General features: G+C 59.4%; 28 protein-coding genes. 27 read left to right on the top strand and 1 reads right to left on the bottom strand.

Annotated elements, in window-relative coordinates:
• Positions 1-4: 4 nt before the first annotated feature.
• Positions 5-298: a hypothetical protein gene (locus tag AC244Q_RS07215; RefSeq protein WP_012757018.1), complete on the bottom strand. Its 294-nt coding sequence runs from the start codon at positions 296-298 to the stop codon at positions 5-7.
• Between the two features lie 497 nt (positions 299-795).
• Here AC244Q_RS07215 and rpsL point away from each other — a divergent pair, with 497 nt between their 5' ends.
• The 27 genes from rpsL (at position 796) to AC244Q_RS07350 (ending at position 17,172) form a co-directional block, all read left to right on the top strand.
• Positions 796-1,167 carry a 30S ribosomal protein S12 gene (gene rpsL / locus AC244Q_RS07220; RefSeq protein WP_003547537.1) on the top strand — a complete coding sequence of 124 codons (372 nt, stop codon included), beginning with the start codon at positions 796-798 and terminating at the stop codon, positions 1,165-1,167.
• Between the two features lie 76 nt (positions 1,168-1,243).
• The gene (rpsG, locus tag AC244Q_RS07225) at positions 1,244-1,714 is read left to right on the top strand and encodes a 30S ribosomal protein S7 (RefSeq protein WP_011651422.1); all 471 of its coding nucleotides are present in this window, start codon (positions 1,244-1,246) and stop codon (positions 1,712-1,714) included.
• A 29-nt stretch (positions 1,715-1,743) separates the two neighbouring features.
• Positions 1,744-3,843 carry an elongation factor G gene (fusA, locus tag AC244Q_RS07230; RefSeq protein ID WP_012757019.1) on the top strand — a complete coding sequence of 700 codons (2,100 nt, stop codon included), beginning with the start codon at positions 1,744-1,746 and terminating at the stop codon, positions 3,841-3,843.
• Between the two features lie 68 nt (positions 3,844-3,911).
• On the top strand, positions 3,912-5,087 hold the full coding sequence (tuf, locus tag AC244Q_RS07235) for an elongation factor Tu (protein WP_012757012.1): 1,176 nt from the start codon (positions 3,912-3,914) through the stop codon (positions 5,085-5,087).
• A gap of 154 nt (positions 5,088-5,241) precedes the next feature.
• Positions 5,242-5,550, top strand: a complete 309-nt coding sequence (gene rpsJ / locus AC244Q_RS07240; protein ID WP_003547547.1) for a 30S ribosomal protein S10 — start codon at positions 5,242-5,244, stop codon at positions 5,548-5,550.
• 39 nt (positions 5,551-5,589) lie between these two features.
• Positions 5,590-6,231, top strand: a complete 642-nt coding sequence (gene rplC / locus AC244Q_RS07245; protein ID WP_003558542.1) for a 50S ribosomal protein L3 — start codon at positions 5,590-5,592, stop codon at positions 6,229-6,231.
• A gap of 13 nt (positions 6,232-6,244) precedes the next feature.
• Positions 6,245-6,865, top strand: coding sequence for a 50S ribosomal protein L4 (gene rplD / locus AC244Q_RS07250; RefSeq protein WP_012757020.1), 621 nt, complete (start codon positions 6,245-6,247; stop codon positions 6,863-6,865).
• Positions 6,862-7,155 carry a 50S ribosomal protein L23 gene (locus AC244Q_RS07255; protein WP_003547550.1) on the top strand — a complete coding sequence of 98 codons (294 nt, stop codon included), beginning with the start codon at positions 6,862-6,864 and terminating at the stop codon, positions 7,153-7,155. The genes rplD and AC244Q_RS07255 overlap by 4 nt, the downstream gene beginning before the upstream one ends.
• 11 nt (positions 7,156-7,166) lie before the next feature.
• On the top strand, positions 7,167-8,003 hold the full coding sequence (gene rplB, locus AC244Q_RS07260; RefSeq protein ID WP_012757021.1) for a 50S ribosomal protein L2: 837 nt from the start codon (positions 7,167-7,169) through the stop codon (positions 8,001-8,003).
• 15 nt (positions 8,004-8,018) lie between these two features.
• Positions 8,019-8,297 (top strand): 30S ribosomal protein S19, encoded by a 279-nt coding sequence (gene rpsS, locus AC244Q_RS07265; protein WP_003547552.1) that lies wholly within the window; start codon positions 8,019-8,021, stop codon positions 8,295-8,297.
• 2 nt (positions 8,298-8,299) lie between these two features.
• The gene (gene rplV / locus AC244Q_RS07270) at positions 8,300-8,689 is read left to right on the top strand and encodes a 50S ribosomal protein L22 (RefSeq protein ID WP_003547553.1); all 390 of its coding nucleotides are present in this window, start codon (positions 8,300-8,302) and stop codon (positions 8,687-8,689) included.
• On the top strand, positions 8,689-9,420 hold the full coding sequence (gene rpsC / locus AC244Q_RS07275; protein WP_003547554.1) for a 30S ribosomal protein S3: 732 nt from the start codon (positions 8,689-8,691) through the stop codon (positions 9,418-9,420). The genes rplV and rpsC overlap by 1 nt, the downstream gene beginning before the upstream one ends.
• Positions 9,421-9,456: 36 nt before the next feature.
• On the top strand, positions 9,457-9,870 hold the full coding sequence (rplP, locus tag AC244Q_RS07280; RefSeq protein ID WP_003547555.1) for a 50S ribosomal protein L16: 414 nt from the start codon (positions 9,457-9,459) through the stop codon (positions 9,868-9,870).
• Positions 9,871-9,881: 11 nt separating this feature from the next.
• The gene (rpmC, locus tag AC244Q_RS07285; protein ID WP_003558545.1) at positions 9,882-10,082 is read left to right on the top strand and encodes a 50S ribosomal protein L29; all 201 of its coding nucleotides are present in this window, start codon (positions 9,882-9,884) and stop codon (positions 10,080-10,082) included.
• A 12-nt stretch (positions 10,083-10,094) separates the two neighbouring features.
• Positions 10,095-10,334, top strand: a complete 240-nt coding sequence (gene rpsQ, locus AC244Q_RS07290) for a 30S ribosomal protein S17 (protein ID WP_003547557.1) — start codon at positions 10,095-10,097, stop codon at positions 10,332-10,334.
• Between the two features lie 258 nt (positions 10,335-10,592).
• Positions 10,593-10,961: a 50S ribosomal protein L14 gene (rplN, locus tag AC244Q_RS07295; protein WP_003547558.1), complete on the top strand. Its 369-nt coding sequence runs from the start codon at positions 10,593-10,595 to the stop codon at positions 10,959-10,961.
• Positions 10,962-10,972: 11 nt separating this feature from the next.
• Positions 10,973-11,281, top strand: a complete 309-nt coding sequence (rplX, locus tag AC244Q_RS07300) for a 50S ribosomal protein L24 (protein WP_003547559.1) — start codon at positions 10,973-10,975, stop codon at positions 11,279-11,281.
• A complete protein-coding gene (gene rplE / locus AC244Q_RS07305) occupies positions 11,274-11,831 on the top strand; it encodes a 50S ribosomal protein L5 (protein ID WP_003547560.1) in 558 nt (185 codons plus the stop codon). Before rplX ends, rplE begins: the two co-directional genes overlap by 8 nt.
• 32 nt (positions 11,832-11,863) lie before the next feature.
• Positions 11,864-12,169: a 30S ribosomal protein S14 gene (gene rpsN, locus AC244Q_RS07310; protein WP_003547561.1), complete on the top strand. Its 306-nt coding sequence runs from the start codon at positions 11,864-11,866 to the stop codon at positions 12,167-12,169.
• A 12-nt stretch (positions 12,170-12,181) separates the two neighbouring features.
• Positions 12,182-12,580 carry a 30S ribosomal protein S8 gene (gene rpsH / locus AC244Q_RS07315; RefSeq protein WP_003547562.1) on the top strand — a complete coding sequence of 133 codons (399 nt, stop codon included), beginning with the start codon at positions 12,182-12,184 and terminating at the stop codon, positions 12,578-12,580.
• A 42-nt stretch (positions 12,581-12,622) separates the two neighbouring features.
• The gene (rplF, locus tag AC244Q_RS07320; RefSeq protein WP_003547563.1) at positions 12,623-13,156 is read left to right on the top strand and encodes a 50S ribosomal protein L6; all 534 of its coding nucleotides are present in this window, start codon (positions 12,623-12,625) and stop codon (positions 13,154-13,156) included.
• Between the two features lie 12 nt (positions 13,157-13,168).
• Complete coding sequence (gene rplR / locus AC244Q_RS07325; RefSeq protein WP_003547564.1) at positions 13,169-13,531, top strand: 50S ribosomal protein L18; 363 nt, start codon at positions 13,169-13,171, stop codon at positions 13,529-13,531.
• A 131-nt stretch (positions 13,532-13,662) separates the two neighbouring features.
• On the top strand, positions 13,663-14,232 hold the full coding sequence (gene rpsE / locus AC244Q_RS07330; RefSeq protein ID WP_003547565.1) for a 30S ribosomal protein S5: 570 nt from the start codon (positions 13,663-13,665) through the stop codon (positions 14,230-14,232).
• Positions 14,233-14,246: 14 nt separating this feature from the next.
• On the top strand, positions 14,247-14,456 hold the full coding sequence (gene rpmD, locus AC244Q_RS07335; RefSeq protein ID WP_003547566.1) for a 50S ribosomal protein L30: 210 nt from the start codon (positions 14,247-14,249) through the stop codon (positions 14,454-14,456).
• Between the two features lie 16 nt (positions 14,457-14,472).
• On the top strand, positions 14,473-14,949 hold the full coding sequence (gene rplO / locus AC244Q_RS07340; RefSeq protein ID WP_003547567.1) for a 50S ribosomal protein L15: 477 nt from the start codon (positions 14,473-14,475) through the stop codon (positions 14,947-14,949).
• 235 nt (positions 14,950-15,184) lie between these two features.
• Positions 15,185-16,525, top strand: a complete 1,341-nt coding sequence (secY, locus tag AC244Q_RS07345) for a preprotein translocase subunit SecY (RefSeq protein ID WP_012757022.1) — start codon at positions 15,185-15,187, stop codon at positions 16,523-16,525.
• On the top strand, positions 16,522-17,172 hold the full coding sequence (locus tag AC244Q_RS07350; RefSeq protein WP_113546959.1) for an adenylate kinase: 651 nt from the start codon (positions 16,522-16,524) through the stop codon (positions 17,170-17,172). Before secY ends, AC244Q_RS07350 begins: the two co-directional genes overlap by 4 nt.
• Positions 17,173-17,191: the final 19 nt, after the last annotated feature.

Raw genomic sequence — 17,191 nt, forward strand, 5'->3', positions numbered from 1 at the left:
CCCTTCAGTTGAACCGGATGATCGCGACTTCGCCTTCGATGGCGCCCTGGTAGGCAGAGGCGTGCGGCTCTTCGGCCGGGACCTCGGTCAGCATGCCGATCTGGTCGAGATCTGCCTCGATGAAGCCTTCCTCGGCAAGGGCGTTCAAGGCCTCGCGTACGGCAGTGTCGTCGTCAGGCGCCTTCAGCATGATGTGCAGGTCGATGCCTTCGCTGGCGTCGGACTCGTAGCCCTTGCCGATGATGATGAAGATCATCGGGCCGTCGAAATTATTGTCGTTATCAGGTGTCGTGATCATCGCCCGTCCTTCGGCTCTTTGACGATTCTGTCGCTCGAATCCTGCTGGGAGGGCCGAACGCCGCATTTGCTGATTCCTTAACTGCTTTTGCTGCAATGCCCAAGTTTTTATCTTGGGGCACAGCCGTGAATTCGTCTAGAAGGATGAAACAGGGCGTTCGGCCGGCATATCAAGGCGATACGGCGAGTTTATTTCTTAACCGGCCTTGACGAGACGGGTGGAAACCAGTAGTACCCCGGCCATCAGATCCCATGTGAGGCTTGGCTGTTCGGGGCGACTCGCCCTGAAGTTCACCTCAAACAAGGTTCTAAACGCACGTTGAAGTCATGATGCTGCACGCACGACGCATATTCTATGCGTCCTCTGCTCCTTGTGGTCCATCTGCGGAAGCGGATCGGGCCATATTTTGCGCATTGACGGAAAGCGCGCGTCACTGCCGGAGACGGCGCGAGTTCAAGCCCGCAAGGGTACTGAGATAAAACGTAAGGGATGGTTGAATGCCTACCGTAAACCAGCTGATCCGCAAGCCTCGCCAGGCGAACGTAAAGCGTAACAAGGTTCCCGCACTCCAGGAGAACCCGCAGAAGCGCGGCGTTTGCACGCGCGTCTACACGACGACGCCGAAGAAGCCGAACTCGGCTCTGCGTAAGGTCGCAAAGATCCGCCTGACCAACGGCTTCGAAGTCATTGGTTACATCCCCGGCGAAGGTCATAACCTTCAGGAACACTCCGTCGTCATGATCCGTGGCGGCCGCGTCAAGGACCTTCCGGGTGTCCGTTATCACATCATCCGCGGCGTTCTCGATACCCAGGGTGTCAAGAACCGCAAGCAGCGCCGCTCCAAGTACGGCGCGAAGCGTCCGAAGTAATTCGGTTTTTGAATAATCCGGCGCTGCGCGAGGTCCTCCGCGTCATGAAGCGCCTTAACGGTTGAAGAGACAAAATATGTCCAGACGTCATAAAGCAGAAAAGCGCGAGATCAATCCGGACCCGAAGTTCGGCGATCTCGTCGTCACCAAGTTCATGAATGCCATCATGCTCGACGGCAAGAAGTCCGTTGCTGAAAACATCGTCTACGGTGCGTTCGACGTTGTTCAGGGCAAGGCCAAGCAGGAGCCGCTCACGGTTTTCCATTCTGCGCTGGAGAACATTGCCCCGCACGTTGAAGTTCGCTCGCGTCGTGTCGGTGGTGCGACCTATCAGGTCCCCGTCGATGTTCGTCCGGAGCGCCGCCAGGCTCTTGCTATTCGCTGGCTGATCGCTGCTGCCCGCAAGCGCAATGAAACGACTATGGTTGACCGCCTTTCCGGCGAACTGCTCGATGCGTCCAACAACCGCGGCTCCGCCGTCAAGAAGCGCGAAGACACGCACAAGATGGCTGACGCCAACCGCGCGTTCTCGCACTATCGCTGGTAATTCCGAACGGTATCGAAAGGCAGTCCACAATGGCTCGCGAATATAAGATCGAAGACTACCGTAATTTCGGTATCATGGCGCATATCGACGCCGGCAAGACCACGACCACCGAGCGTATTCTTTATTACACCGGCAAGTCGCATAAGATCGGCGAAGTTCACGACGGCGCAGCCACCATGGACTGGATGGAGCAGGAGCAGGAGCGTGGCATCACGATCACCTCTGCTGCCACCACGACCTACTGGAAGGGTCGTGACGGCAAAACGCGCCGCTTCAACATCATCGACACTCCCGGCCACGTCGACTTCACCATTGAAGTCGAGCGTTCGCTGCGCGTTCTCGACGGCGCCATCGCGCTGCTCGACGCCAACGCCGGTGTTGAGCCGCAGACGGAAACCGTCTGGCGTCAGGCCGAGAAGTACAATGTCCCGCGGATGATCTTCTGCAACAAGATGGACAAGACCGGTGCGGACTTCTACCGCTCCGTCGAGATGATCAAGACCCGTCTCGGTGCAACGGCTGTCGTCATGCAGCTCCCGATCGGTGCAGAAACCGAATTCAAGGGCGTCATCGACCTGGTCGAGATGAACGCACTCATCTGGCGCGACGAGTCGCTCGGCGCCCAGTGGGATGTCGTCGAGATCCCCGAGGACATGAAGGCCAAGGCTGAAGAATATCGCGAAAAGCTGATCGAGACGGTCGTCGACATCGACGAAGCCGCCACCGAAGCTTACCTCGAAGGTATTCTGCCCGACAACGATCAGATCCGTGCGCTGGTTCGCCGCGGCACGATTGACGTCAAGTTTCACCCGATGTTCTGCGGCACTGCCTTCAAGAACAAGGGCGTGCAGCCGCTGCTCGACGCCGTCGTCGACTACCTGCCGTCGCCGATGGACATCCCGGCGATCAAGGGCATCGACTTCAAGACGGAAGCCGAAATCGAGCGTCATGCCGATGACAGCGAGCCGCTTTCCATGCTCGCCTTCAAGATCATGAACGACCCCTTCGTCGGTTCGCTGACCTTCGCCCGCATCTACTCGGGCAAGCTCGAGAAGGGCACTTCGGTCATCAACACGGTCAAGGACAAGCGCGAGCGCGTCGGCCGTATGCTGCAGATGCACTCCAACTCGCGTGAAGACATCGAAGAAGCCTTCGCAGGCGACATCGTGGCTCTCGCTGGCCTCAAGGAAACCACGACGGGCGACACGCTCTGCGATCCGCTGAAGCCGGTTATCCTCGAGCGCATGGAATTCCCGGAGCCGGTCATCCAGATCGCCATCGAGCCGAAGACCAAGGGCGACCAGGAAAAGATGGGCCTCGCGCTCAACCGCCTGGCTGCTGAAGATCCGTCCTTCCGCGTCAAGACCGACCAGGAATCAGGCCAGACCATCATCGCCGGGATGGGCGAACTGCATCTCGACATCATCGTCGACCGCATGCGTCGTGAATTCAAGGTCGAAGCAACTGTCGGCGCGCCGCAGGTTGCCTACCGCGAAACCATCACTAGGACGCATGAAGAAGACTACACGCACAAGAAGCAGTCCGGTGGTACCGGCCAGTTCGCGCGCGTCAAGATCGTCTTCGAACCGAACCCGGAAGGCGACGAATTCAAGTTCGAATCGAAGATCGTCGGCGGTTCCGTTCCCAAGGAATACATCCCCGGCGTCCAGAAGGGCATCGAAAGCGTTCTGTCTTCGGGTCCGCTCGCAGGCTTCCCGATGCTCGGCGTCAAGGCGACCCTCATCGACGGCGCCTTCCACGACGTCGACTCCTCGGTTCTCGCCTTCGAAATCGCATCGCGTGCCTGCTTCCGTGAAGCAGCCAGGAAGGCCGGCGCTCAGCTGCTCGAGCCGATGATGAAGGTCGAAGTCGTCACCCCGGAAGATTACGTCGGCGACGTTATCGGCGACCTGAACTCCCGTCGCGGTCAGATCCAGGGCCAGGAAAGCCGTGGTATCGCCGTCGTCATCAACGCGAACGTCCCGCTCGCGAACATGTTCAAGTACGTCGACAACCTGCGCTCCATGTCCCAGGGCCGCGCCCAGTACACGATGACCTTCGATCACTATTCGCCGGTCCCGTCGAACGTCGCAACTGAAATCCAGGCAAAGTATTCCGGTCAGAAGTGACCGGAATACCAATTGACCGATAACAAGAATTAGATCCCTTCGGGGACTAGCAAAACGGAGACCCGAAAATGGGAAAGAGTAAGTTTGAGCGCAACAAGCCGCACGTCAACATTGGCACGATTGGCCACGTTGACCACGGTAAGACGTCTCTGACGGCAGCGATCACGAAGTACTTCGGTGAGTACAAGGCGTACGACCAGATCGACGCGGCTCCGGAAGAAAAGGCGCGTGGCATCACGATTTCGACGGCTCACGTTGAATACGAGACACCGGCCCGCCACTACGCCCACGTCGACTGCCCCGGCCATGCCGACTACGTCAAGAACATGATCACCGGTGCTGCCCAGATGGACGGCGCGATCCTGGTGTGCTCGGCCGCTGACGGCCCGATGCCGCAGACGCGCGAACACATCCTGCTGGCCCGCCAGGTCGGCGTTCCGGCAATCGTGGTGTTCCTGAACAAGGTCGACCAGGTTGACGACGCCGAGCTTCTCGAACTGGTCGAGCTCGAAGTTCGCGAACTGCTGTCGTCCTACGATTTCCCGGGCGACGATATCCCGATCGTCAAGGGTTCGGCACTTGCTGCTCTCGAAGATTCGGACAAGAAGATCGGCGAAGATTCGATCCGCGAGCTGATGGCTGCTGTCGACGCCTACATCCCGACGCCTGAGCGTCCGATCAACCTGCCGTTCCTGCTGCCGATCGAAGACGTGTTCTCGATCTCGGGCCGCGGTACGGTTGTGACCGGCCGCGTCGAGCGTGGCATTGTCAAGGTTGGCGAAGAAGTCGAGATCGTCGGCATCCGCCCGACGACGAAGACGACGGTGACCGGCGTTGAAATGTTCCGCAAGCTGCTCGATCAGGGCCAGGCTGGCGACAACATCGGTGCGCTGATCCGCGGCGTTACCCGTGACGGCGTTGAGCGTGGCCAGATTCTGTGCAAGCCGGGTTCGGTCAAGCCGCACAAGAAGTTCATGGCTGAAGCCTACATCCTGACGAAGGAAGAGGGTGGCCGTCATACGCCGTTCTTCACCAACTACCGTCCGCAGTTCTACTTCCGCACGACCGACGTGACGGGCATCGTAACGCTGCCGGAAGGCACGGAGATGGTCATGCCGGGCGACAACGTCACGGTATCGGTCGAGCTGATCGTTCCGATCGCGATGGAAGAAAAGCTGCGCTTCGCTATCCGCGAAGGCGGCCGCACCGTCGGCGCCGGTATCGTCGCGTCGATCGTCGAGTAATTAGCGGCTGGGCCACCTGGCCCAAGGAAAGGATAGGGACGCCGATCTCGGTGTCCCTCTCGATCTTTGAAACCGGTGGCCCGCTAACGTAACTGAAGGTAAGTCGTGTCCCTAAGTGGTGACACGCGGATAACAGACACAAGGATAAAGTCGAATGAACGGCCAGAATATCCGCATCCGCCTGAAGGCGTTCGATCATCGGATTCTCGACGCCTCCACGCGTGAGATCGTATCGACGGCTAAGCGCACCGGTGCAAGCGTCCGGGGCCCCGTTCCGCTTCCGACCCGCATCGAGAAGTTTACGGTCAACCGGTCCCCGCATATCGACAAGAAGAGCCGCGAACAGTTCGAGATGCGCACGCATAAGCGCCTTCTCGATATCGTTGACCCGACCCCGCAGACGGTAGACGCGCTGATGAAGCTCGATCTCGCCGCCGGTGTCGATGTTGAGATCAAGCTCTGAGACCTCGGGTCTTCGGGCTGAGTGAGAAGGATTGAACCGATGCGTTCAGGTGTGATTGCACAGAAGGTGGGAATGACCCGCGTCTATAACGACGCCGGCGAGCATGTCCCGGTAACGGTACTGCGTATGGAGGCCGTCCAGGTCGTTGCCACGCGCACTGTCGAAAAGAATGGCTATACCGCAGTTCAGCTCGGTGCCGGCCAGGCGAAGGTAAAGAACACGTCGAAGGCGATGCGCGGCAACTTTGCCATTGCCAACGTCGAGCCTAAGGCCAAGGTCACGGAATTCCGCGTTTCGGAAGACAACCTGCTGGAGATCGGTACGGAGATCAAGGCGGGTCACTTCGCAGCTGGCCAGCTGGTCGACGTGACGGGTACGACGATCGGCAAGGGTTTTGCCGGCGCCATGAAGCGTCACGGCTTCGGCGGTTTGCGCGCCACGCACGGTGTGTCGGTGTCTCACCGCTCGCACGGTTCGACTGGCTCGCGCCAGGATCCGGGCAAGGTTTTCAAGAACAAGAAGATGGCTGGTCACATGGGCCAGACGCGCGTCACGACGCAGAACCTGGAAGTGGTTTCGACCGACGAAGATCGTGGTCTGATCCTGATCAAGGGTGCTGTTCCTGGTTCCAAGGGTGCTTGGATCATCGTGCGCGACGCCGTCAAGTCGGCCGCGAAGTAAGGGAGCCAGATCAATGGAATTCAACGTCAAGACCCTCGAGGGAAAAGACGCCGGGAAGGTTTCCCTTTCGGACGCTATTTTCGGCCTCGAGCCCCGCGAAGACATTCTCGCCCGCGTCATCCGCTGGCAACTTGCCAAGAAGCAGCAGGGCACGCACAAGGCTAAGGGCCGCGCGGAAATTTCGCGCACCGGCGCCAAGATGTACAAGCAGAAGGGTACGGGCCGCGCCCGCCACCATTCGGCTCGCGCTCCGCAGTTCCGCGGCGGCGGCAAGGCTCACGGCCCGGTTGTCCGCAGCCACGAGCACGATCTTCCGAAGAAGGTTCGCGCACTCGGCCTTCGCCACGCCCTTTCGGCCAAGATCAAGGCCGATGACGTCATCGTCATCGACAACCTGGTTGCCGCTGAAGCCAAGACCAAGTCGCTCGCGTCCGTTTTCGAGACGCTCGGCCTGACCAACGCCCTCTTCATCGGCGGCGCAGAGCTTGACGGCAACTTCAAGCTTGCAGCTCAGAACATCCCGAACATCGATGTTCTGCCGATCCAGGGCATCAACGTTTACGACATCGTGCGCCGCGGCAAGCTCGTGCTTTCCAAGGCTGCGGTTGAAGCGCTAGAGGAGCGATTCAAGTGACCGATCTTCGCCACTACGATGTGATCGTCTCTCCGGCGATCACCGAAAAGTCCACGCTGGTATCCGAAAACAACCAGGTTGTATTCAATGTCGCCAAGCAGGCGACGAAGCCGGAAATCAAGGCTGCGGTCGAGGCGCTGTTCGGCGTCAAGGTCACGGCTGTCAACACTCTGCTGCGCAAGGGCAAGACCAAGCGGTTCCGCGGTTTCGTCGGCAAGCAGAAGGACGTGAAGAAGGCTGTTGTGACACTGGCTGAAGGCCAGACGATCGACGTCTCCACCGGTCTCTGAGGTATAAGAAAATGGCATTGAAAACTTTCAATCCGATCACCCCGAGCCAGCGCCAGCTGGTCATCGTCGACCGCTCGGCCCTCTACAAGGGCAAGCCGGTCAAGGCGCTGACGGAAGGTCTGACCAAGAGCGGCGGTCGTAACAACCTCGGTCGCATCACCGCCCGCTTCATCGGCGGGGGTCACAAGCGCACCTATCGTCTGATCGACTTCAAGCGTCGCAAGTTCGACGTCGAAGGCACGGTCGAGCGTATCGAATACGATCCGAACCGCACGGCTTTCATCGCGTTGGTGAACTATGCTGACGGCGAGAAGGCTTATATCATCGCTCCTCAGCGCCTCGCTGCCGGTGACAAGGTCATCGCTTCCGAGAAGGCTGTCGACGTCAAGCCCGGCAACACCATGCCGCTGCAGTTCATCCCGGTCGGCTCCATCATCCACAATGTGGAAATGAAGCCGGGTAAGGGTGGTCAGATCGCTCGCTCCGCCGGTGGCTACGCACAGCTCGTCGGCCGCGACCAGGGCATGGCGATCCTTCGCCTGAACTCCGGTGAACAGCGTCTCGTTCATGGCTCCTGCCTTGCTTCGATCGGCGCCGTCTCCAACCCTGATCACGCCAACATCAACGACGGCAAGGCCGGTCGTACCGTTTGGCGCGGCAAGCGCCCGCATAACCGCGGTGTCGTCATGAACCCGGTCGACCATCCGCACGGCGGTGGCGAAGGCCGCACCTCCGGTGGTCGCCATCCGGTGACACCGTGGGGCAAGCCGACCAAGGGCAAGCGCACCCGGTCGAACAAGTCGACCGACAAGATGATCATGCGCTCGCGTCATCAGCGTAAGAAGTAAGAGAGGAAGTCTCCAATGGCTCGTTCAGTATGGAAAGGTCCGTTCGTTGACGGCTATCTTCTCAAGAAGGCTGAGAAGGTTCGTGAAGGCGGTCGCAGTGAAGTGATCAAGATCTGGAGCCGTCGCTCCACGATCCTGCCGCAGTTCGTCGGTCTCACCTTCGGCGTCTACAACGGCAGCAAGCATATCCCGGTCAGCGTCAATGAAGACATGGTCGGTCACAAATTCGGTGAATTCTCTCCGACCCGCACCTACTACGGTCACGGCGCGGACAAGAAGGCGAAGAGGAAGTAACAATGGGCAAGGCAAAAGCCGAACGCCGGCTGAAGGACAACGAGGCGCAAGCAGTCGCCCGCACGCTCCGCGTCAGCCCCCAGAAGCTCAACCTGGTTGCTGCGGCTATCCGCGGCAAGAAGGTCGAGCGCGCACTCGCGGAGCTGGAGTTCTCCCGCAAGCGCATCGCAGGCGCCGTCAAGAAGACGCTTGAATCTGCGATTGCCAACGCCGAGAACAACCACGATCTCGACGTCGACTCGCTGGTTGTCGCCGAGGCCTATGTCGGCAAGTCGATCGTCATGAAGCGTTTCCACGCTCGTGGCCGCGGTCGCGCGTCGCGCATTGAAAAGCCCTTCGCGCACCTGACGATCGTGGTTCGTGAAGTGCAGGCAGCAGAGGAGGCCGCATAATGGGTCAGAAAATCAATCCAATCGGTTTCCGCCTCGGCATCAACCGTACCTGGGATAGCCGCTGGTTTGCGGACAATGCCGAGTACGGCCAACTGCTGCACGAAGACCTGAAGATGCGCAAGTTCGTCATGAGCGAACTGAAGCAGGCCGGGATCTCCAAGGTGGTTATCGAGCGTCCGCACAAGAAGTGCCGCGTCACGATCCACTCGGCACGTCCGGGCCTGATCATCGGCCGCAAGGGCGCAGACATCGACAAGCTCCGCAAGAAGCTGTCGGAGATGACGAATTCGGAAACGCACCTCAACATCGTCGAAGTGCGCAAGCCCGAAGTCGATGCGACGCTGGTCGCTCAGTCGATCGCCCAGCAGCTCGAGCGTCGCGTGGCTTTCCGCCGCGCTATGAAGCGCGCCGTTCAGTCCGCGATGCGTCTTGGCGCCGAGGGCATCAAGATCACCTGCGCCGGCCGTCTCGGCGGCGCTGAAATCGCCCGTACGGAATGGTACCGCGAAGGTCGTGTGCCGCTGCACACGCTGCGCGCAGACATCGACTACGGCACGGCTGAAGCAGAAACCGCTTTCGGCATCTGCGGCATCAAGGTCTGGATCTTCAAGGGCGAAATCCTTGAGCATGATCCGATGGCTTCCGAGCGCCGCGCGATGGAAGGTGACGCCCAGGGTCCGGCAAGCCGTGATCGTGACCGCGACAGAGACCGTCGCCGCGACAACGCTTGATAGCGCGCGTGGCAGAGAAGTTCGGAGAATAAGAAAATGTTGCAGCCAAAGCGTACCAAGTACCGCAAGCAGTTCAAGGGCCGCATCAAGGGCGTCGCCAAGGGCGGTTCTGACCTGGCATTCGGCGAATTCGGCCTGAAGGCACAGGAACCCAACCGCGTCAACGCGCGCGAGATCGAAGCGGCCCGCCGCGCGATCACGCGTTATATGAAGCGCGCCGGCCGTGTATGGATCCGCGTGTTCCCGGACGTTCCGGTAACCAAAAAGCCGACCGAAGTCCGTATGGGTAAGGGTAAGGGCTCCGTTGAATACTGGGCATGCAAGGTCAAGCCCGGCCGTATGATGTTCGAGATCGACGGTGTCAGCGAAGAAATCGCCCGTGAGGCGCTTCGCCTCGGCTCTGCCAAGCTCTCGGTCAAGACGCGCTTCGTTCAGCGCATTGCAGAGTAAGGAATGAGCTCATGAAAGCCTCAGACGTTCGCGCGTTCACCGCCGACCAACTCAAGGACGAGCTTGCCAAGCTGAAGAAGGAGCAGTTCAACCTGCGCTTTCAGAAGGCGACCGGCCAGCTCGAAAAGTCCTCGCGCATCAACGAAGTTCGCAAGGACATCGCCCGCGTGAAAACCATTGCCCGCCAGAAGGCGGCAGAAGTTAAGGCCTAAAGGAAGAAAAATATGCCGAAGCGCATCCTGCAGGGCGTCGTCGTTGGCGACAAGAACGAGAAGACGGTAGTGGTTCGTGTCGAGCGTCGTTTCGCTCACCCACTGCTCCAGAAGACCGTTCGTCGTTCCAAGAAGTACAAGGCCCACGACGAGAACAACCAGTACAAGATCGGCGATACCGTATCCATCGAGGAATGCGCGCCCATCTCCAAGGACAAGCGCTGGACGGTGATTTCCGCCCAGGGCAAGTAACAGAATTTTGCGCGAGGCCTTGCGTCTCGCCGAAATATCTGTATGAAGCAGCGTCAGAACGCTCGAATGCCGGGCGTTCTTTTGCTTTGAGCGCACGGAAGGTCCCGTTCGGGAAACCACCCTGGCACGATCGACCCCGCGCTATTCAGCTATTGCCGCGTCTGTGCTGCCTCACGGCAGCTCGGCCGGCGAAAATTTTCATAAGCCGGAGTAGGGGGCTAGCCCAACCATTCCGGTAAACCAAGAAGGCGACCTGATATGATTCAGATGCAAACAAACCTCGACGTCGCGGATAATTCCGGCGCACGTCGTGTCATGTGCATCAAGGTGCTGGGCGGCTCGAAGCGCAAGTATGCCTCGATCGGCGACGTCATCGTCGTTTCGATCAAGGAAGCGATCCCGCGCGGCCGTGTGAAGAAGGGTGACGTGATGAAGGCGGTTGTCGTTCGCACCGCCAAGGACATCCGTCGTGCAGATGGCTCCGTCATCCGCTTCGACACCAACGCAGCAGTCCTCATCGACAACAAGAAAGAGCCGATCGGCACCCGTATCTTCGGACCGGTTCCGCGCGAACTTCGCGCCAAGAACCACATGAAGATCATCTCGCTGGCTCCCGAAGTACTGTAAGGAGCGAAGCGATGCAGAAGATTCGTAAGGGCGACAAGGTCGTCATGCTCGCTGGCAAGGACAAGGGCCGTACCGGCGAAGTTGTCCAGGTCATGCCGAAGGAAGATCGTGCCGTTGTTCGTGGCGTCAACGTCGTCAAGCGCCACCAGCGCCAGACGCAGACCCAGGAAGCCGGCATCATCAACAAGGAAGCCCCGGTTCACCTGTCCAACGTTGCAATCATCGACAAGGATGGCAAGCCGACCCGCGTCGGTTTCAAGGTTGTTGACGGCAAGAAGGTCCGTGTGGCCAAGCGTTCTGGAGAAGTGATCGATGGCTGAGGCAAAATATGAGCCGCGGCTCAAGAAGGAATATGTCGAGCGCATCCGCAAGGCGTTGCAGGAGCAGTTCTCCTACGCCAATGAGATGATGATCCCGAAGCTCGACAAGATCGTGATCAACATGGGTGTCGGCGAAGCGACCGCTGACTCGAAGAAGCCGACGGTGGCTGCCGCCGACCTCGCAGCGATTGCCGGCCAGAAGCCGGTCATCACCCGCGCACGTAACTCTATCGCAGGCTTCAAGGTCCGCGAACAGATGCCGATCGGCGCCAAGGTCACCCTGCGCGGCGCCCGCATGTACGAGTTCATGGACCGTCTCGTGAACATCGCGCTCCCGCGCGTTCGCGACTTCCGCGGCCTGAACCCGAAAAGCTTTGACGGCCGTGGCAACTTCGCCATGGGCATCAAGGAGCACATTGTGTTCCCTGAGATCAACTACGACAAGGTTGATCAGATGTGGGGCATGGACATCATCGTTTGCACGACGGCGACGACCGACGACGAGGCACGGGCTCTTCTGAAAGAGTTCAGCTTCCCGTTCCGTCAATAACCGTAACGACGAGCGTAGAAAAGGAACCTGACATGGCGAAGACAAGCGCAGTTGAAAAGAACAAGCGCCGCCGTACTACGGTCGCTAACCAGGCCGCTAAGCGGGCTGGGTTGAAGGCGATCATCATGAACCAGGCTCTTCCGATCGAAGAGCGGTTCAAGGCCTCGATCAAGCTGGCATCCCTGCCGCGTGATGGATCGAAGACCCGTATTCGCAACCGTTGCGAAGTTTCGGGGCGTCCGCGCGCATATTACCGCAAACTGCGCATGTCGCGTATTGCGCTGCGTGAACTCGGCAATCTCGGCAAGGTGCCGGGTATCGTCAAGTCGAGCTGGTAAGGAGCAGGTTACATGACAATGACTGATCCGTTGGGCGATATGCTCACTCGCATCCGTAACGGTGCTTCTCGCCGCAAGTCGTCGGTTTCGACGCCTGCTTCGAAGCTCCGTGCACGTGTTCTCGATGTTCTGCAGTCCGAAGGCTACATCCGTGGCTATTCCGTTGTCGATTTCGGCAATGGCAAGTCGGAACTCAGCATCGAGCTGAAATATTATGAAGGCGCATCGGTGATCCGTGAGATCGGCCGTGTGTCCAAGCCGGGCCGCCGGGTTTATGTCTCGGTCAAGTCCATTCCGCAGGTCGCGAACGGTCTCGGCATCACCATCCTTTCGACTCCGAAGGGTGTGATGGCCGATCACCAGGCTCGCGAACAGAACGTTGGTGGCGAGGTTCTTTGCTCGGTCTTCTAAGATTGGGCAGGGATCTCCATAGCGAACAGACAGGATTGAAACATGTCTCGTATCGGTAAAAAGCCCGTTCAGGTGCCTGCTGGGATCACGGCTACGGTCGATGGCCAGAAGGTGACTGCAAAGGGCCCGAAGGGCGAGCTGTTTTTCGTTGCTAACGACGAAATCAGCCTCAAGCTTGAAAATAACGCCGTCGTCGTGACGCCGGTGAACCAGACCAAGGATGCGCGGTCAAAGTGGGGCATGTCCCGCACGATGATCGAAGGCATCTTCAAGGGCGTCAAGGACGGTTTCGAGCGCAAGCTTGAAATCAACGGCGTCGGTTACCGCGCCGCCATGCAGGGCAAGAACCTGCAGCTGGCCCTCGGTTTCAGCCACGACGTGATCTACGAGCCGCCGGTCGGTATCTCGATCGTTGTTCCGAAGCCGACGGAAATCGTCGTCAGCGGCATCAACAAGCAGCAGGTCGGTCAGGTTGCCGCCGAAATCCGCGAATATCGCGGTCCCGAGCCCTACAAGGGCAAGGGCGTCAAGTACGCTGACGAGCGGATCGTCCGCAAAGAAGGCAAGAAGAAGTAAGGATCACGCGAAATGGCTAGCAGGAAAGAAGCACTTGCACGTCGTGCCAACCGCGTGCGCCGTCATCTCAAGTCGGTGGCCAATGGCCGTCCGCGCCTGTCGGTTCATCGCTCCTCGAAGAACATCTACGCCCAGGTCATCGATGACGTGGCCGGCAAGACGCTCGCGTCTGCCTCCACCCTCGAGAAGGATCTGCGCGGTTCTCTGAAGACCGGTGCCGATACCGCCGCCGCTACCGTTGTGGGCAAGCTCCTCGCCGAGCGGGCCTCCAAGGCCGGTGTTACGGAAGTCGTGTTCGACCGTGGCGCCTTCATCTATCACGGCCGCATCAAGGCTCTCGCCGAAGCGGCCCGCGAAGGCGGTCTCACCTTCTGATCAGTTTCCGGCCGGACGCCTCAAGCGCCGGCCGGATTTTCGCCGGACCGCAGGCACTCTCCGAAAGGGGAGGCTAATGCGGTCCACATTTGTTTGCCGATTGCACCCGGAAAAGAAAAAGGAAGAGGACAATGGCACAGGAAAGAAGGCCGCAGCGGGACGACCGCCAGAGCCGTGAAGAGCGCGATAGCGAATTCGTCGACAAGCTTGTCGCGATCAACCGCGTCGCCAAGGTCGTCAAGGGCGGCCGTCGTTTCGGTTTTGCAGCACTCGTCGTCGTTGGCGACCAGAAGGGCCGCGTTGGCTTCGGCCATGGCAAGGCACGTGAAGTACCGGAAGCCATCCGCAAGGCAACCGAAGCCGCTAAGCGCGAACTGATCTTCGTACCGCTGCGTGACGGCCGTACGCTGCATCACGACGTTCACGGCCGCCACGGCGCCGGCAAGGTTCTGCTGCGCTCGGCCAAGGTCGGTACCGGCATCATCGCGGGCGGTCCGATGCGCGCCGTATTCGAAACACTCGGCATGCACGACGTCGTCGCCAAGTCGACCGGTTCGTCGAACCCCTACAACATGGTTCGCGCCACCTTCGACGCTCTGAAGCACCAGGTTCACCCGAAGGACATCGCAGCTCAGCGCGGCATCAAGTATGCAACGCTGCAGGCTCGTCGTAGCGCCTCCGGCAACGCCTCTGAAGAATAAGAGGAGTTTGACAGATGGCCAAGGCTACTAAGAAGGCTGAAGCGAAGACTGTCACGATCGAACAGATCGGCAGCCCGATTCGCCGTCCGGATGTCCAGCAGCGCACGCTGATCGGTCTCGGACTGAACAAGATGCACCGTCGCCGCACGCTGGAGGATACTCCTTCCGTTCGTGGCATGATCCGTGCTGTCCAGCATCTCGTTCGCGTCGTCGACGAGAAGTGAGACGGAGGAAACGCTCATGAAACTCAATGAAATCAAGGACAACGAAGGCTCGACCCACAGCCGCAAGCGCCTCGGCCGCGGTATCGGCTCGGGCTCGGGCAAGACTGGTGGTCGCGGCGTGAAGGGTCAGAAGTCCCGTTCAGGCGTCGCCATCAACGGCTTCGAAGGCGGCCAGATGCCGATCTATCGTCGCCTGCCGAAGCGTGGCTTCAACAACATTTTCGCTTCCGATTTTGTTGTCGTGTCGCTGGCCCGTATCCAGACGGCGATCGACGCCGGCAAGCTCGATGCCAAGACGACCGTTGACGCAGCTGCCCTCAAGGCTGCTGGTGTCATCCGCCGCGTCAAGGACGGCGTTCGCGTTCTCGCCGACGGCGAGATCAAGGCCAAGATCACCATCGTCGTTGCAGGCGCCTCCAAGCCTGCCGTCGAGAAGATCGAAAAGGCCGGCGGCACCGTGACGCTGCTTTCGGCTCCCGCTGCAGCCGAATAAATAATCTGATGATATATCGCCCGGAGTGCTTCACACCGGGCGATTTTGCTCCCATATGTGGGCCTCACAAAAACTTGGCTGGCGCGCCCGCGTCATGCCGGTAAGACTCGAAAACAAGGGTGAGGCAAGGGGTTGCGCCGCAATCCGTCCTGAGCCCGGTTTTGAATAATTTCATACTGATTCCGGGTCCGGTCTGTCCCCCAGAGACGCCGGAATTGGTAGCGCGGAGAAACGCATGGCTTCTGCAGCGGAACAATTGGCATCCAACCTCAATTTTTCGACCTTCGCCAAAGCCGAGGATTTGAAGAAGCGCTTGTGGTTCACACTGGCAGCTCTCCTCGTCTATCGACTCGGCACGCATATTCCGCTTCCAGGCCTCAATCCTGAAGCCTATGCCCAGGCTTTCCGCGGCCAGTCAGGCGGCATTCTCGGCCTTTTCAACATGTTCTCGGGCGGCGCTGTTCAGCGCATGGCGATCTTTGCGCTCGGCATCATGCCCTATATCTCCGCTTCGATCATTGTGCAGCTCATGACCTCGGTCGTGCCGGCGCTCGAAAACCTGAAGAAGGAAGGCGAGCAGGGCCGTAAGATCATCAACCAGTATACCCGCTATGGTACCGTTATCCTCGGTGCGCTCCAGGCCTATGGCATTGCCGCCGGCCTTGAAAGCGGCCAAGGCCTCGTCGTCGAGGCCGGCTGGTTCTTCCGCGTCTCCACCGTTCTGACGTTGCTCGGCGGCACGATGTTCCTGATGTGGCTCGGTGAGCAGATCACCTCGCGCGGCATCGGCAACGGCATCTCGCTGATCATTTTCGCCGGCATCGCCGCCGGCCTTCCGACAGCTCTTGCCGGCACGCTTGAACTCGGCCGCACCGGGGCGCTGTCGACCTTCCTCATTCTGCTCGTCATCATCGTCGCGATCGCCGTCATCGGCATCATCGTCTTCGTCGAGCGCGCCCAGCGCCGGCTGCTGATCCAGTATCCGAAGCGTCAGGTTGGCAATCGGATGTTCCAGGGCGATACCTCGCATCTGCCGCTGAAGTTGAACACGTCAGGCGTCATTCCGGCAATCTTCGCGTCGTCGCTGCTGCTGCTGCCGGCAACGGTCGCCGGTTTCGCCAACACCTCGGCAATGCCCTCCTGGGTGACATCGATCGTCGCGGCCCTCGGCCACGGTCAACCGCTCTATATGGCGCTGTACGGCGCGCTGATCGCCTTCTTCGCCTTCTTCTATACGGCCATCGTCTTTAATCCGAAGGACACGGCCGACAATCTGAAGAAGCATGGCGGCTTCATTCCCGGCATCCGTCCGGGCGAGCGCACCGCCGAATATATCGACTACGTGCTGACCCGAATCACGGTGATCGGTGCGCTCTATCTCGTCTTCGTCTGCATCCTCCCAGAGATTCTGGTGTCGCAAACCGGCATTCCATTAGCCCTTGGTGGGACTTCGCTTTTGATCGTGGTTAGCGTAACTCTTGATACGGTTGCACAGATCCAGGGTCACCTGATCGCGCAGCAATACGAAGGCCTGATCAAGAAATCGAAGTTGCGTGGAGGAAAGAGGGGGCGATGAGACTTATCCTTTTGGGGCCGCCGGGCGCGGGTAAGGGAACCCAGGCCCAGCGGATCGTGGAAAAGCACGGCATTCCGCAGCTTTCCACTGGAGACATGCTGCGTGCTGCTACCGAAGCTGGCACAGAGGTGGGGAAACGCGCCAAGGCGGTCATGGACGCCGGCAAACTCGTCTCTGATGAGATCGTCATCGCCATCGTCTCTGAGCGAATCGATCAGCCCGATTGCGCCAACGGCTTCATTCTCGATGGTTTTCCTCGCACACTCGTGCAGGCCGATGCCACCGAGGGGATGCTAAAGTCCAAGGGTCTTGACCTCTCAGTGGTTATCGAGTTTCGCGTCGACGACAAGGAACTCATCCGTCGGGTGGATGGTCGATATACCTGCATTCAGTGCGGCACTGTCTATCATGACACTGACAAGCTCCCGGCCAAGGAAGGTGTTTGCGACAAGTGCGGTTCGACTCACTTCAAACGCCGTCCTGATGACAACGCCGAGACCATGATCAAGCGTCTCGAGGTCTACTACAAGGAAACCTCGCCGCTGATCGGCTATTACCATGCCAAGGACAAACTCAAGTCCGTGGACGGCATGGCAGAAATCGATCAGGTGACCGCCGAGGTCGAAAGCATTCTTTCCAAGCTTTAAGGCTTTGAAAATAAACTTG

Source organism: Rhizobium sp. CB2179 (assembly GCF_057653455.1).